13 protein-coding genes are annotated in these 15120 nt (G+C 65.8%); 10 read left to right on the top strand and 3 right to left on the bottom strand.

Annotated features, from left to right (window positions below):
* Positions 1-14 precede the first annotated feature (14 nt).
* From V8U06_RS11025 to V8U06_RS11015, 3 genes are all read right to left on the bottom strand, one after another.
* Positions 15-416, bottom strand: a complete 402-nt coding sequence (locus V8U06_RS11025; protein ID WP_427140845.1) for a type II toxin-antitoxin system VapC family toxin — start codon at positions 414-416, stop codon at positions 15-17.
* Positions 416-670: a type II toxin-antitoxin system Phd/YefM family antitoxin gene (locus tag V8U06_RS11020; protein ID WP_427140662.1), complete on the bottom strand. Its 255-nt coding sequence runs from the start codon at positions 668-670 to the stop codon at positions 416-418. Before V8U06_RS11020 ends, V8U06_RS11025 begins: the two co-directional genes overlap by 1 nt.
* A gap of 150 nt (positions 671-820) precedes the next feature.
* Positions 821-2203 (bottom strand): TIGR03808 family TAT-translocated repetitive protein, encoded by a 1383-nt coding sequence (locus V8U06_RS11015; RefSeq protein WP_427140661.1) that lies wholly within the window; start codon positions 2201-2203, stop codon positions 821-823.
* 233 nt (positions 2204-2436) lie between these two features.
* Here V8U06_RS11015 and V8U06_RS11010 point away from each other — a divergent pair, with 233 nt between their 5' ends.
* The 10 genes from V8U06_RS11010 (at position 2437) to V8U06_RS10965 (ending at position 15054) form a co-directional block, all read left to right on the top strand.
* Complete coding sequence (locus tag V8U06_RS11010) at positions 2437-4737, top strand: putative bifunctional diguanylate cyclase/phosphodiesterase (protein WP_427140660.1); 2301 nt, start codon at positions 2437-2439, stop codon at positions 4735-4737.
* Between the two features lie 62 nt (positions 4738-4799).
* The gene (locus V8U06_RS11005) at positions 4800-5246 is read left to right on the top strand and encodes a MarR family winged helix-turn-helix transcriptional regulator (protein WP_427140659.1); all 447 of its coding nucleotides are present in this window, start codon (positions 4800-4802) and stop codon (positions 5244-5246) included.
* Positions 5247-5358: 112 nt separating this feature from the next.
* On the top strand, positions 5359-6369 hold the full coding sequence (locus V8U06_RS11000) for a ligase-associated DNA damage response exonuclease (RefSeq protein ID WP_427140658.1): 1011 nt from the start codon (positions 5359-5361) through the stop codon (positions 6367-6369).
* Between the two features lie 187 nt (positions 6370-6556).
* Positions 6557-8182, top strand: coding sequence for a cisplatin damage response ATP-dependent DNA ligase (locus tag V8U06_RS10995; RefSeq protein WP_427140844.1), 1626 nt, complete (start codon positions 6557-6559; stop codon positions 8180-8182).
* Between the two features lie 276 nt (positions 8183-8458).
* Positions 8459-9022 (top strand): dual specificity protein phosphatase family protein, encoded by a 564-nt coding sequence (locus V8U06_RS10990; RefSeq protein WP_427140657.1) that lies wholly within the window; start codon positions 8459-8461, stop codon positions 9020-9022.
* 512 nt (positions 9023-9534) lie between these two features.
* Positions 9535-10839, top strand: coding sequence for a sn-glycerol-3-phosphate ABC transporter substrate-binding protein UgpB (gene ugpB / locus V8U06_RS10985; protein WP_427140656.1), 1305 nt, complete (start codon positions 9535-9537; stop codon positions 10837-10839).
* A gap of 66 nt (positions 10840-10905) precedes the next feature.
* Entirely contained in the window at positions 10906-11787 is an 882-nt protein-coding gene (gene ugpA / locus V8U06_RS10980) for a sn-glycerol-3-phosphate ABC transporter permease UgpA (protein ID WP_427140655.1), read from the top strand.
* A 7-nt stretch (positions 11788-11794) separates the two neighbouring features.
* On the top strand, positions 11795-12643 hold the full coding sequence (ugpE, locus tag V8U06_RS10975; protein ID WP_427140654.1) for a sn-glycerol-3-phosphate ABC transporter permease UgpE: 849 nt from the start codon (positions 11795-11797) through the stop codon (positions 12641-12643).
* Positions 12643-13707: a sn-glycerol-3-phosphate import ATP-binding protein UgpC gene (locus tag V8U06_RS10970; RefSeq protein ID WP_427140653.1), complete on the top strand. Its 1065-nt coding sequence runs from the start codon at positions 12643-12645 to the stop codon at positions 13705-13707. Before ugpE ends, V8U06_RS10970 begins: the two co-directional genes overlap by 1 nt.
* Positions 13708-14142: 435 nt before the next feature.
* Positions 14143-15054 (top strand): agmatinase, encoded by a 912-nt coding sequence (locus tag V8U06_RS10965; protein WP_427140652.1) that lies wholly within the window; start codon positions 14143-14145, stop codon positions 15052-15054.
* The last annotated feature ends 66 nt before the right edge of the window (positions 15055-15120 follow it).

Below are 15120 nucleotides of genomic sequence, written 5' to 3'. Positions count from 1 at the left end.
TTTCCCTGACAAACCTAGAGATCCCAGGGGTTGAGGCAGGCGGCGCCTGTGTCGGCGAAATCCGCGATGTTGCGGGTGACGACGATCAGCTCGTGCACAATGGCGGTGGCGGCGATCAGGCCATCCGCCCCGCCGCGGGGGCGGAGTGCCGAAAGGCGGCCCCATTCCACGGCGATCCGGTCGGTGACGGGCAGGATCCGGGTTGCATGGTCCTGTCGCAACCGCCCCAGCCAGGCCGAAAGATGCGCCGCAGCCTGCGGATCGGCGCGCTGCTTCAGCGCGATGCCGCGCATGATTTCGCCCAGCGTGATGACGCTGAGATAAAGCCGGCCCGCGTCGGCCGAACGCAGCCAGTTCACCGCTTGCGGCGTGCCGCGCCGGGCCTCGGACAGGATGTTGGTGTCGAGCAGATACATCAGAGCGCGACGTCTCGATGCGGCCATTCCGGCCGGTCCTCGACCGCTCGCGCCATGTCCGCGTCCCAGGCAGGCCCACCGAGCAGATCGTCGACGAAGTTCGGCCGACCGGCCTTGAGCGCGTTGTAATCCTCGATGGACAGCACCACGGCCGTCTGCTCGCCGCGCAGGGTCACCACCTGCGGTCCCTCTGTGCGGGCTTTCTGCACGACCTTGGAGAACTGGTTTTTCGCATCCTGCAATTGCCAATCCATGAGCAGCTCCTGGCTAGACTGTCTAGCTAGAATAAGCGCGGGGCGTTGTCTTTGCAAGGAAGCGGATGAGGGGGCGGCCGGCGGCCGCTCCCCCATCCACCATGACGCCTCTCCGTTCGGGCAGGAAGGAGAGGCGCATTCCGGGGCGGGTCAGCCCGCCCGGTTCCGTTCGATCGTCAGATGCGCATAGGCCGCGCTCTCTGTGGCGAGGTCGCCCGTCACGCGTTCGTTCCAGCGATAGCCGGCGATGGCGGCTTCCGGCGTTTCGGAAAAGACATTGCCGGAGATGAGGGCGGCGCCGGCCTCCTCCACCACGCTCACCGCGCAGCCGACCGGGCAGGCGCGCACCAGGTTGCCGCTGACGACGAGGCCGCGCATATAGGGTCCCCAGCCGAGCACCAGCCCCCATTTCGGGGCGTTTTCCACCGTGTTGCCGGAAACGACCGTATCGGCCTCCACCGCGATGCCGAAGCCGAAACCCGCGCCGTCATGCACATAGGGGCCGTCGAGGCGGAGGTTGCGGATGACGTTGCCGGTCACCGTGGCGAGCCGTCCGCCCTCGTTGAAATTGACGATGAGGATGCCGTTGGCCGCCCCGTCGACGAGGTTGCCGTTGACCACCGCGCCGGTGAAGCCGAATTCGGAATAGATCGCCGTCTCGCCGCTGTCGAGGCAGGTATTGCCGGCGATCTGGACGTTCGAGCCCGCATTGGCGCGGATGGCCGAGAAGGCGCAGCCCGAGACGTGGTTGTTGGTGATCATCACGTCGTCGGCGCGGAAGACGTTGATGCCGTTGCCATACTGGCCGGTGCCGCCGCGCGTCGCGGCGATGCGCGCGATGCGGTTGCCGGTGACGATGGTGCCGTCGCGGCCCTTCTGCCAGCGGTGGACGAGGATGCCGCCATTGCCGCAGTCGAAGACCTGATTGCCGGTGATGGAGAGTTCGCGGCTCTCGACGGCATAGAGCGCGTGCTCGGCCGCGCCCGACAGGCGGTTGCGCTCGATGCGCCCGCCCGAGCGCTGCAGGCTGATGGCGCACTTGGACGAGCCCTGGATCTCGCAGTTCTCGATGGTGACATTGGCGACATTGGAAAGATGCACGAGGCCCTCGACCGTATCGTCGAGCCAGCGGTTCGCCCCGTCGATGACGAGATTGGCAAGCTCGATGCGGCTCGCCCCGTCGGCGGCGAAGAGATGGCCGTCGCCGCCATAGAGGATGCGCGTGGCGCCGGGCACGCCCGTCAGCCGCGTGTTGTCGGGCAGGCTGAGGTTGGAGATCACGTAGTCGCCGGGCGGCAGGAAGACGGGCGTGTTGCTGGCCGCCGCGTCCTTCAGCAGCTTTGCGAAGGCCTTGCTCTTGCGGTCGCCCGCGCCGGGGCGCACGCCATGCGCCGAGGCGTCGATGCTGCCGCGAAGGTCGACATCCACGATCGGCAGGTGTTGCGTTTCGGCGCGCGCCGAAGCGGCGACGCTAGCCCCAAGACCGCTTGCACCAAGACCCAGGCCGGAAAGAAACAACCGTCTGCTAACCATGAAAACTCCTTTCCGGCCTTGGAGCAGGAACCGTGCCAGATGGTTCTGTTCCGGAACGGGACAGCACGCCCGCGCCCGCAAAAGTTGTCGTTTGTCCGCTTCCGGACCCCGGATTGGCGGCATTTCGTTCGTTTCTTTTAGGTTTGGATAACGACTCAAGGTGTAGCTTGGGTTGTCCGCGAAGGGCGGCATATGGCCGTCCCCTTCCGCATGTTCTGGATTTGCAGGGAACCATGTCGACGAACCTGTCCCACCTTGGCAACGACGACGTCGAAGCGACGGCACGCCTGATGTCCGCCAGCCAGCGCCTGCTGGACGAGGCGGCGCGGCTCTTCCCGCTGGCGGTGGCACAGAACGAGCGCACCATGTGGCTCGAAGCCATGATCGACGAGGTGCCGGACTATCTCTATTTCAAGGACAGGAACAGCCGCTTCGTCGTCGCCAACCGTGCCGTCGTCAAGGACAACAGGCGCGAGGGGACAGGGGGCATGGAAGGCCTGTCCGACTTCGACCTCCATCCCGAGCATGTGGCGCGCGGCTTCTTCACCATCGAGCAGGAGATCATCCGCACCGGCCGCCCCCGGCTCGACATGGAAGAGCTGGTGCGCGACGCCAACGGCCGGATGAAATGGCTGCTCTCCTCGAAGCTGCCGGTGCGGGACGCCGCCGGCGAAGTGGTCGGCATCGTCGGCATCGCGCGCGACATCACCGAGCGCAAGCGCGAGGAGAGCCTGCATCTCGGCCAGGCGCATCTTCTCAAGATGATCGCGCTCGGCGCGCCGCTCGCCGAGGTTTTCTCCTCGCTCATCCTCCTCATCGAGGCGCATATCCCCGATGTGACGGGCTCGATCCTGATGCTCGCACCCGACGGCAGGCATATCGTGCACGGGGCCGCGCCCAATCTCGACCCCGCCTATTGCCAGCTGGTCGACGGACTGGAGATCGGCCCGTCGCTCGGGTCCTGCGGCACGGCCATGTGGCGCGGCGAGCCCGTCATCGTGACCGATATCGAGACGGACCCGCTCTGGGAGAATTTCAAGGCGCTGATCCTGCCCTACGGGTTCCGCGCCTGCTGGTCCTCGCCCATCCGCTCCTACCAGGGCAAGGTGATGGGCAGCTTCGCGCTCTATTCGCGCCGCGGCGGCGAGCCGAGCGCCGAATGCATGAAGCTCGTCGGCATGGCGATCCACATCGCCGGCATCGCCATCGAGCGCAAGGAAGCGGAAGACAGCATCCAGTTCATGGCCCACCATGACACGCTGACGGGCCTGCCGAACCGCAGCATGCTGGACGAGCGCGTCGCCTCGGCCATCGAGGCGGCGGACGATGCCGGCGGCACCATGACGCTCGCCTTCATCGACCTCGACAATTTCAAGCTGGTCAATGACAGCCTCGGCCATCACGCCGGCGACGAGCTTCTGAAGATCGTCGCCGCGCGCATGCTGCGCTGCGTGCGCGCCAGCGACAGCATCGTGCGCCTCGGCGGCGACGAGTTCGTCGTGCTGATCAACGGCGCCATGCGCAAGGGCGAGAACGTGGAAGACCGGCTCAGCGCCGTGCGCGAGGCCATCGCCGAGCCCGTGGAGATCGAGGGGCGCTCCTTCCAGGTCACCTGCAGCATGGGCGTCGCCGCCTATCCCGAACACGGCCGCAACGTCACGGAACTGCTCGCCCGCGCCGACACCGCCATGTACCGCGCCAAGGAGATCGGCCGCGACGCCATGCAGGTCTTCACCGCGGAGCTTGCCAACCGGGCGCATGAGAAGCTGGAGCGGCAGGAAGAGCTGCGCCGCGCGCTCGCCCGCTCCGAATTCTTCCTGCAGTACCAGCCGCAGATGGACCTCTCCACCGGCCGCATCTTTGCCGTCGAAGCGCTGATCCGCTGGCGTCATCCCGAGCGCGGCATCGTGCCGCCCGGCGATTTCATTCCGCTGGCCGAGGAAAACGGCCTGATCGGGCCGATCGGCGACTGGACGTTGCGCGCCGCCTGCCGCCAGAACAAGGCCTGGCAGGATTCCGGCCTGCCGCCCGTTGTCGTCAGCGTCAACGTGTCGGCGCGCCAGTTCCAGGAAACGGACTGGGTGGAACGCGTCGCCACGGCGCTGGAGGAAAGCGGGCTGGAGGCGCGCTATCTCGAGCTGGAACTGACCGAAAGCCTGATCATGCAGGACGTGCAGCAGGCGGTGGAGACCATGCACCGCCTCTCGCAGCTTGGCGTGCACCTCGCCATCGACGATTTCGGCACCGGCTATTCCAGCCTCAGCGCCCTCAAGCGCTTCCCCGTCGGGCGGTTGAAGATCGACCGCTCCTTCGTCAAGGACCTGCCGAACGACACCGACGACGCCGCCATCGCGCGCGCCGTCATTTCGCTCGCCCATACGCTGCAGCTGCGCGTCATCGCCGAGGGCGTGGAGACCCGCGAGCAGATCGACTTCCTGCGCGAGGCCGGCTGCGACGAGATCCAGGGCTACTATCTCAGCAAGCCCATCGACGCGCGTGGCCTCCAGGCGATCCTCTGTATCCCCAATCTCTGAGAATCCGCATCCTTGGGCGGCAAGGCTCTTGACATTGGTATGTTGATATCAACAGTAAAGCTATGTCTAATGAAGCCTTGATTCCCTATGAGGCGACGCTGTTCGTGCGCGACAATTGCCTGTGCCTGCAGGCGCAGCGCGCGGCACGGGCGCTCGCCCGTCGTTTCGACGATGCGCTGCGCCCGCTCGGCCTCACCAACGGCCAGTTCTCGCTGCTGATGGCGCTGAACCGGCCCGAGCCACCGCCGATGGGGCCGGTGGCGAGCCTGCTGGCCATGGACCGTACGACGCTCACCGCCGCCCTCAAGCCGCTCGAACGCCGCGGCCTCGTCGCCATCGAGCCCGATCCGCGCGACCGTCGCGGCCGCCGCCTGTGCCTGACCCCGGAGGGCCGCCGTCTGCTGACATCCGCCTTCCCGGTCTGGAAGGAGACGCATGAGAAGGTGGACACGCAGCTTGCCGGCATCGACATGGGCGCGCTGCGCGCCGGCATGCTGGCCATCGCCTGACAATCCTGCGGGGTGAGGGGCGAACCCCGGGACGAACCCGGGTGAGGGGCATCCGCAGACATCCCTGCCTCGCCCCCTGGCAGCGCGCGCGAAAGCCGCTATCTTTCCCGCCATGAAGCCCGACCAGCTCCTCCATCCCGCGCCCGCCGGCCTCTATTGCCCCGCCGGCGATTTCTACATCGACCCCGTGCGCCCCGTGGCGCGGGCGCTGATCACCCATGGCCATTCCGACCATGCCCGCGCCGGCCATGGCGCGGTGCTGGCGACGCGCGAGACGCTGGATATCATGGCCATCCGCTACGGCGCGGATTTCTGCGGTTCCAGCCAGGCGGCGGCGCTCGGTGAGCGCATCGATCTCGGCGGCGCCACCGTCTCCTTCCATCCCGCCGGCCATGTGCTCGGTTCGGCGCAGATCGCGGTCGAGAAGGAGGGCCTGCGCGTCGTCGCCTCCGGCGACTACAAGCGCGGCGCCGATCCGACCTGCGCGCCCTACGAGCCGGTGCCCTGCGACGTCTTCATCACCGAGGCGACCTTCGGCCTGCCGGTCTTCCACCATCCCGCGCCGAAGGGCGAGATGGGCAAGCTGCTCACCTCGCTCCGACAGTTTCCCGAGCGCAGCCACCTCGTCGGGGCCTATTCGCTCGGCAAGGCGCAGCGCGTCATCCGTCTTCTGAGGGACTGCGGCTACGACGCGCCGATCTACATTCACGGCTCGCTCGCCGCCCTCTGCGCCTATTATGTCAGCCGCGGCGTCGATCTCGGCGACCTGCGCCCGGCGACGACGGAGAAGAGCAGCCCCGCCGATTTTCGCGGCGCGGTCATCGTCGGCCCGCCCTCGGCCTTCGCCGACCGCTGGGCGCGGCGCTTCAACGAGCCGCTGGTCGCCTTCGCCTCCGGCTGGATGATGGTGCGCCAGCGCGCCAAGCAGGGCGGCGTCGAGCTGCCGCTCGTCATCTCCGACCATTGCGACTGGCCGGAACTGACCGAGACGATCCGCGAACTCGCGCCGTCCGAAGTCTGGGTGACGCATGGCCGCGAGGAGGCGCTGGTGCGCTGGTGCGAACTCACCGGCGTGCCGGCCCGGCCGCTGCATCTCGTCGGTTACGAGGACGAGGGAGATTGACGATGGCCGATCCTCGCCACAGCGGACGCGCGCGCTTCCCCTCTGCCCTGCCGGGCATCTCCCCCTCGAGGGGGGAGATCGGCAGGTGGCCTGCTTTTCCGGCAATCCGTCGTTCCGGTCTTTTTCGGTCCGGCATTTTTCAAGGAGCTGGCGCGACATGCCCGGCAGGGCCGTGGGGCGTCCGTCCATGAAAGCCTTTGCGACCCTCCTCGACCGCCTCGTCCTCACGCCCTCGCGCAACGGCAAGCTGAAGCTGCTCGCCGACTATTTCCGCGACACGCCCGATCCCGACCGGGGTTATGGCCTTGCCGCCATCGCCGGCACGCTGGACCTGAAGAGCGTAAAGCCGGCGCTGCTGCGTGAACTGGTGCTGGAGCGCATGGACGAGGTGCTGTTCCGCTATTCCTACGACTATGTCGGCGACCTTGCCGAGACGATCGCGCTCGTCTGGGACCAGGAGCGCAAGGAGCGCGTGCCGGACAATGACCAGCCGCGGCTCGGTGCGGTCGTCGCGCGCATGAACGCGCTCGGCCGCACGGAGGTGCGCGGCGCGGTGCGCGAGCTTCTCGACCGGCTCGATCCCTCCGCCCGCTTCGCCTTCCTCAAGCTGGCGACCGGCGGGCTACGCATCGGCGTCTCGGCCCGCCTTGCCAAACAGGCGCTCGCCGAATTCTCCGGCATGGACGTCACCGAGATCGAGACCCTGTGGCACGGCCTGCAACCGCCCTATGAATCGCTTTTCGCCTGGCTGGAGGGCGGGGCGGAGCGTCCGGTGCTGGCAACGCCCGCCATCTTCCATTCCGTCATGCTGGCCAATCCCGTGGGCGAGGGGGACCTCGATGCGCTCGATCCCGCCGATTTCGCCGCCGAATGGAAATGGGACGGCATCCGCGTGCAGCTCTCCGCCTCGGGCACGACGCGGCGCCTCTATTCCCGCTCCGGCGACGACATCTCCGCCGCCTTTCCGGATGTGCTCGACGCCATCAACTTCTCCGGCGTGGTCGACGGCGAGCTTCTGGTGGGTGGCACGGCGCGCACGAACAGCCCCACGCGCACCTTCTCGGACCTCCAGCAGCGCCTCAACCGCAAGACCGTCACGGCGCGCATGCTGGAGGACTATCCCGCCTTCGTGCGCGCCTATGACGTGCTGTTCGAGGGGGAGGCGGATATCCGCCCTGAACCCTTCGCCACCCGTCGCGACCGGCTCGCGGGCCTCATCGAGAAGGCGCCGCACGACCGCTTCGACCTCTCGCCGCTGGTGCCCTTTGCCAGCTGGGAGGAACTGGAAACGCTCCGCCGCGCGCCGCCCGACCCCGTCATCGAGGGTGTGATGATCAAGCGGCTGGACAGTCCCTACCAGGCCGGCCGCATGAAGGGACCGTGGTTCAAGTGGAAACGCGATCCGTACAATATCGATGCCGTCATGATGTATGCCCAGCGCGGCCACGGCAAACGCTCCAGCTACTATTCCGACTTCACCTTCGGCGTCTGGACCGCGGGGCCGGAGGGCGACATGCTGGTGCCCGTCGGTAAAGCCTATTTCGGTTTCACCGATGCCGAACTCGAGGTGCTCGACCGTTTCGTGCGCAACAACACGACCGAGCGCTTCGGCCCGGTGCGCGCCGTGCGCGCCGAACCCGGCTATGGCTTCGTGCTGGAAGTCGCCTTTGAGGGCATCAACCGCTCCACCCGCCACAAGTCGGGTGTCGCCATGCGCTTCCCCCGCATCGCGCGGCTGCGGCAGGACAAGCTGCCCGCCGACGCCGACCGGCTGGAAACGCTGATGGCGATGGTGGAGGCGAAGGAGGGCTAAGCATTTCCAGCCGAAGCGAGGTCGCTTCGGCGTCGGACAATGCGACAAGCGGGTCAAGCATTTCGAGCAGAAGCGGAATCGCTTCGGCGTCGGACAAGGCGACATGCAGGACAAGCATCCGAAGCGGGATAGCTTCGGCGTCGGACAATGCGATCAACGAGACAAGCGTTCCCATGTCACCGGAATCGCGCCGGGTTCCGCCCTTTCCAGGGCGACGTTCAGCGCCCTGTCAGGCGCAAGGACTTTCCTGCCGACGCAACTGGCAGGACGGCGATCATGAAACGATTCTTGAAATGGGCGGGATTTGTGTGCGGCGTCGCCGGCCTCGGGCTCGGCCTCTATCTCGTGGCGATCCAGATGACCGGGAATTTCGCCGCCGTGGTGCCGGGGGAAGCCTACCGCTCCAACCAGCCCACGCCGGCCGACCTTGCGACCTATGCCGGGCGCTACAAGATCCGCACCGTCCTCAATCTGAGGGGGCGGGATGACGGTTCGGCCTGGTACCGGGACGAAGCCGCCGCCGCAAAACGGCTCGGCCTGACCCTGATCGATTTTCCGCTGAATGCCGGCCGGCGCCTCGACGCGAAGACGGCGGCGGACCTTGTCGCGGTCCTGCGCGATGCGCCGCGCCCGATCCTCATCCATTGCCGCTCGGGCGCGGACCGGACCGGACTTGCCTCGGTCGTCTATCTCGCCCGCATCGCGCATGAAAACGAGGAAACGGCCGAACGCCAGCTCTCCATCCGCTACGGCCATTTCGCCGTGCCCTTCTTCTCCCCCGCCTATGCCATGGACGAAAGATGGGAGGACATGGAAGCGACGGACCGTTCCGCCGGTTGAACGTTCCCCGTCTGCAGGGGCGGACGCTGAATGCCGCCACGAGAGCATGTCAGGTTCAGATTGAACCAGACATGCTCTGTTTGTCTTTTCGGGAAAACCGGTTCCCACCTTTCCCTGACGAACTCCAGCGTCGCCCTTTCACAATGCCCGGCCTGCACAGGCAGGGTGGGTCTTGGCATCGGCGTCCGCGCCTCTATGTGATGGGAATGCAGCGGCTCTTCCACGATCCTGGCCGATCTGGAAGCGGACGGGGCGGGTGACGAGATCGGCGCGTTCAGGACGTTTCCATGGTTCTCGAGACGGGGACCGCAGGAGCGTTGCGGGCCGCCGCCAATGGAACAAAAATTCCATGACTCTAATATTGTGGATTACACATTCCATTTTCGCTTGCGTTTTCGCTAAAGTGCGCTTTAAGTAAGATTGCTTTCGTCGCGAAAGCATAATGCGTTCGATCGAGGAGGATTGGCGCATAGGAGGATCGTCTTCTTCATATCGAAACGGGAGGAAACACCATGACACGCCTGAACAGGACCCTTGTGGCCACATCCGCGATTTCGCTCTTGCTCGCCTCCAGCGCCCTTGCGGCGACGGAGCTGCCCTGGTGGCACGCCATGACGGGCGCGAACAATGAAGCTGTCGAACAGCTCGCCAAGGAATTCAACGAAAGCCAGACGGAGTACAAGGTCGTGCCCGTCTTCAAGGGCACCTATCCCGAGGCGCTGAACGCCGGCATCGCGGCCTTCCGGGCCAAGCAGGCACCGGCCATCCTCCAGGTCTTCGACGCCGGCAGCGGCGTGATGCTGGGCGCCGAGGGCGCTGTCGTGCCGGTGGCCGAGGTGCTGCAGAAGGGTGGCTACGAGTTCAAGAAGGACCAGTACCTGCCGGGCATCGTGTCCTATTATTCCAAGCCCGACGGCACGATGCTGTCGTTCCCCTTCAACTCCTCGTCGCCGATCCTCTATTACAACAAGGACGTCTTCGCCAAGGCCGGCCTCGATGCGGAAAAGCCGCCGGCAACCTGGCCCGAGGTCTTCGAGGCCGCCAAAAAGATCAAGGCGAGCGGCGCGTCCGACTGCGGCTTCACCTCGACCTGGCTGACCTGGATCCAGACCGAGAACTTCTCCGCCTGGAACAACGTGCCCTATGGGACGAACGAGAATGGCCTGGCGGGCCTCGATGTGGAGCTGAAGATCGATGCGCCGATCTTCGTCGATCATTTCCAGGCGATCGCCGATCTCAGCAAGGACGGCACGTTCCGCTACGGCGGGCGCACCTCCGAAGCCAAGCAGCTCTTCATGTCCGGCGAATGCGCGATCCTCACCGAATCCTCTGGCGGTCTCGGCGATATCGTGAAGTCCGGCGTCAACTACGGCGTCGGCCAGCTGCCCTATTATGAAGGCCATGGCCCGCAGAACACGATTCCGGGCGGCGCCAGCCTCTGGGTCTTCGCGGGCAAGAGCGATGCGGAATACAAGGGCATCGCCGAGTTCTTCAACTTCCTCTCCAAGACGGAAATCCAGGTCCGCCTGCATGAGGTTTCCGGCTACATGCCCGTGACGATGGCCGCCTATGAGGCGACCAAGGCATCGGGCTTCTACGAGAAGAACCCCGGCCGCGAGACCCCCATCAAGCAGATGCTCGGCAAGGCGCCGACGGAAAACTCCAAGGGTGTGCGCCTCGTGAACCTGCCGCAGGTACGCGATATCCTCAACGAGGAGTTTGAAGCCATGCTCGCCGGCAAGAAGGATGCCAAGGCCGCCCTGACGGAGGGTGTGCAGAAGGCCAACGCCGCCATCGCCGCCGCGGTCGGCCAGTAATCCCCTGAACCACCGCGCCCGCGCCGCCTGGCGGTGCGGGCCTGTCTTCTACGGAAGGGGAGCCTCATGCAGTCTGTCGTCTTTCCCAACAAGGTCCTGCCGTATCTGCTGCTCGCGCCGCAGATCGTCCTGACCGTTGTCTTCTTCTTCTGGCCGGCCAGCCAGGCGCTCTACCAGTCGGTGCTGCGCGAGGATCCGTTCGGCCTGAAATCCGCCTTCGTGGGCTTTGCCAATTTCCGCGCCATCCTCGCCAATCCGGATTACCTGCATTCGCTGCAGGTCACCGTCGTCTTCTCGCTGTCGACCGCGCTCCTGTCGATGGGGGCGGCGCTGCTGCTCGCCACCTCCGCCGAGCGCGTCATCCGCGGACGCAACATCTATCGCACGCTGCTGATCTGGCCCTATGCCGTCGCGCCGGCCATTGCCGGCATGCTGTGGCTCTTCATGTTCAATCCGGCCATGGGCACCTTCGCCTATATCCTGCGCCGCAACGGCTTCATGTGGGACCCATTGCTCAACGGCAATCAGGCGATGGTCCTCGTCATCGTCGCGGCCGCCTGGAAGCAGATCAGCTACAATTTCCTCTTCTTCGTCGCCGGCCTGCAGGCGATCCCCAAATCGCTGATCGAGGCGGCGGCCATCGATGGCGCGCGCGGGCCCAAACGCTTCTGGACCATCGTCTTCCCGCTGCTGGCCCCGACAACCTTCTTCCTGCTCGTCGTCAACACGGTCTACGCCTTCTTCGATACGTTCGGCATCATCCATGCCGTCACCGGGGGCGGTCCGGCCAAGGCGACCGAAACGCTGGTCTACAAGGTCTATAACGACGGCTTCGTCAATCTCGACCTCGGCGGCTCGGCCGCCCAGTCGGTGATCCTGATGCTCATCGTCATCGCCCTCACGGCCTTCCAGTTCCGCTTCGTCGAGAAGCGGGTTCACTACTCGTGAGGCGCCCATGATCGAGAACCGTCCCATCGCAAGCCTGGTCAGTCATCTGGTGCTGGTCATCGGCATCCTGATCGTCGCCCTTCCGATCTACTACACCTTCATCGCCTCCACCCACACCTCGGTCGAGATCGTGCGTCCGCCCATGGCGCTCACGATGGGCGACCATTTCCTCGACAACTACGCGGAGGCGATGGGCGGCGGCGTGGAGCGCGTCGTCGGCGTCAGCCTCGAACGGCTGCTGTTCAATTCGACGGTCGTGGCGCTTGCCATCGCGCTCGGCAAGATCGTCATCTCGTTCCTGTCCGCTTTCGCCATCGTGTTCTTCCGCTTCCCGCTGAAGATGCTGTTCTTCTGGATGATCTTCATCACGCTGATGCTGCCGGTGGAGGTGCGCATCCTGCCGACCTACAAGGTCATCGTCGACCTCGGCCTGATCGACACCTATGCGGGCCTGACCCTGCCGCTGATGGCATCGGCGACGGCGACCTTCCTCTTCCGCCAGTTCTTCCTGACGATCCCGGGCGAGCTGGTGGAGGCCGCGCGCATCGACAATGCCGGCCCTTTCCGCTTCATGCGCGATATTCTCCTGCCGCTTTCGGCCACGAATATCGCCGCCCTCTTCGTCATCCTCTTCATCTACGGCTGGACGCAGTATCTCTGGCCGCTCTTGGTGACGAACGATGCGAAGATGAACACCATCGTCATCGGCCTGCGCAAGATGATGGATTTCACCGACGCGTCCACACCCTGGAACTACGTCATGGTGACCGCGATCCTTGCGATCATTCCCCCCATTCTCGTCGTGGTGCTGATGCAGCGCTGGTTCGTCAAAGGCCTTGTGGAGACCGAAAAGTAATGGCTGAGATCACCCTCAACAACGTTCTCAAGTCCTACGGCACCGTGGAAGCGATCAAGGGCGTTTCGCTCGACATCAAGGACGGCGAATTCGTCGTGCTCGTCGGCCCGTCCGGATGCGGCAAGTCCACGCTCCTGCGCATGATCGCCGGCCTCGAAGGCATCACCGGCGGCGACATCCTGATCGGCGCGCGCCGGGTCAACGATGTGGAGCCGGCCGAACGCGACATCGCCATGGTGTTCCAGAACTATGCGCTCTACCCGCATATGACGGTGCGCCAGAACCTTGCCTATGGCCTGAAGAACCGCAACACGCCCCCGGCCGAAATTGACCGCCGCATCGCGGGCGCCGCAAGGACGCTGGAGATCGAGCAATATCTCGACCGCAAGCCGCGCCAGCTCTCCGGCGGCCAGCGCCAGCGCGTCGCCATGGGCCGGGCCATCGTGCGCGAGCCCGCCGCCTTCCTGTTCGACGAGCCCCTGTCCAACCTCGACGCCAAGTTGCGCGGCCAGATGCGCATCGAGATCAAGCGCCTGCAACGCGCCCTCGGCACCACGAGCGTCTATGTCACCCACGACCAGATGGAGGCGATGACGCTCGCCGACCGGCTCGTCGTCGTCAATGCCGGCCGCATCGAGCAGGTCGGCACGCCGCTCGAACTCTACGAGAAGCCGGCAACGACCTTCGTCGCCACCTTCATCGGCTCGCCCGCGATGAACCTCCTGCCGGGCGCCGACGCGCCCGCCGGCTGGTCGCTGGCGGCGCATGTGCCGCGGCCGCAGGGCGGCTATACGCTGGGCGTGCGGCCGGAGGACCTGCTGACCGCTCCGGCCGAGGGAAAGCCCTTCGATTTCGCGGCGACGGTGCGGGTCGACGGCGTCGAGCTGGTCGGCGCGGAGAGCCTGCTGCACGGCAAGCTCGCCGACGGCACGGACCTCATCTTCCGCGTCTCGGGGCGCACGCGCATCGGGATCGGCGATGAAGTGAAGGTCGGAGCCAGTGCCGACGCGCTGCATATGTTCGGCATGGACGGCACGCGGCAGGATTTGGCGGGCGTTGCCTGAACCTATGCGCGATCTTCGTTGCCGCGCCGCGTCGCCTTGAGAGGACGTTGGCGCCTGCCACGATGCGCCCTCGCGGCAAAAAAATGGGCCGACGGAGACCGCGGCCCAAAGATGAAGGCTGAACCCTTCAGAGGGGATTGGTCGATGCAATGACACCCAGGAGGAGAAGATGTCTATTTCAATCAACCAGAGGCAGTATGCCGCTTTCTGTCGCCGTGTCAAAGGGCTTGCGTGCCGGGCGTGCCGGTCCGTGTGAGGCCGTCGGCGTTTTCCTGGCCTTGCAGGTGACGCCGGCCAGGCAATTGCGTGCCGTTTTCGCTATGGATGTCGCAAGGCTCCGCCTTGTCTGCCCGTGAGTCGGGAGAGGCGGTTCTTCTTCAGGCAGCGCGGCAGTCTGCGGCTTGCAGGTAACGCGATCTGATCAGGACCATCGGCATGAACGGCACATCCTCCTTCCTTCAATTCCCGGCCCATCTCGGCGAAGGCCGCAGCCCCCGCGTGATGATCTTTGGTGTCGGTCACGGCAGCACCTATCCGGGCAAGGACAGCGGCGGCTACGCCCTGGCCGCCGACGCCATTCGCGCCGCCAGTCAGGGCGATGCCCCGCTTGTCGAACACTGGGACTTCGATCTGGGCGGGCCGCTCTTCGACGGCGGGCCGGCATGCTGCGTGGATCTCGGCAATATCGAGACCACCCTGCATGAGAACGCGGAAAACCGCGCCCGCATCGCGGCGAAGACGCGCGACGTGCTGGCGGCCGGGGCTGTCCCGATCCTGATCGGCGGGGATTGCTCCGTGACGATCCCGTTTCTCGATGCCTTCGGCGGCGGCGACCCGATCTGGGTCGTCCAGATCGATGCTCATATCGACTGGCGGGACGAGATCCATGGCGAACGCTACGGCTATTCCAGCCCGATGCGCCGGGCGAGCGAGATGGCGCATGTCGCCGGCATGGTGCAGGTGGGGCTGCGCAGCGTCGGCAGCGCCCGTCCCGTCGAAGTTGAGGCGGCATGGCGCTATGGCAGCCATTTCGTCACGGCGCGCGACGTCCATGCCCAGGGTGTCGAGGCCGCCCTGCGGCACATTCCGAACGGCGCGCGGGTGGTGATCACGCTCGACTGCGACAGCCTCGATCCCGCCATCATGCCCGGCGTCGCGGCCCGCACCCCCGGCGGCCTCACCTATATGCAGGTCATCGATCTCATCGCGGGTATCGGCAAGCGCGCGAGACTGGCGGGGTTCGATCTCGTCGAACTGCTGCCGCCGGCCGATATCGACGGGATGTCCGCGCTGACGGCCGCGCGCATCGTCGTCAATACGATCGGGGCAATCGCGCGGCAGGGGTAGGGGCTTCCGTTTCGCCACCTCAAGACGGGGGAAAATCGACCGCTGTGGCGTGCGTGACCCCCCTCT

It is taken from the genome of Shinella sp. G-2, from assembly GCF_050172695.1.
GTDB lineage: Bacteria > Pseudomonadota > Alphaproteobacteria > Rhizobiales > Rhizobiaceae > Shinella.
This window is presented reverse-complemented; position numbering and strand designations above follow the sequence as displayed.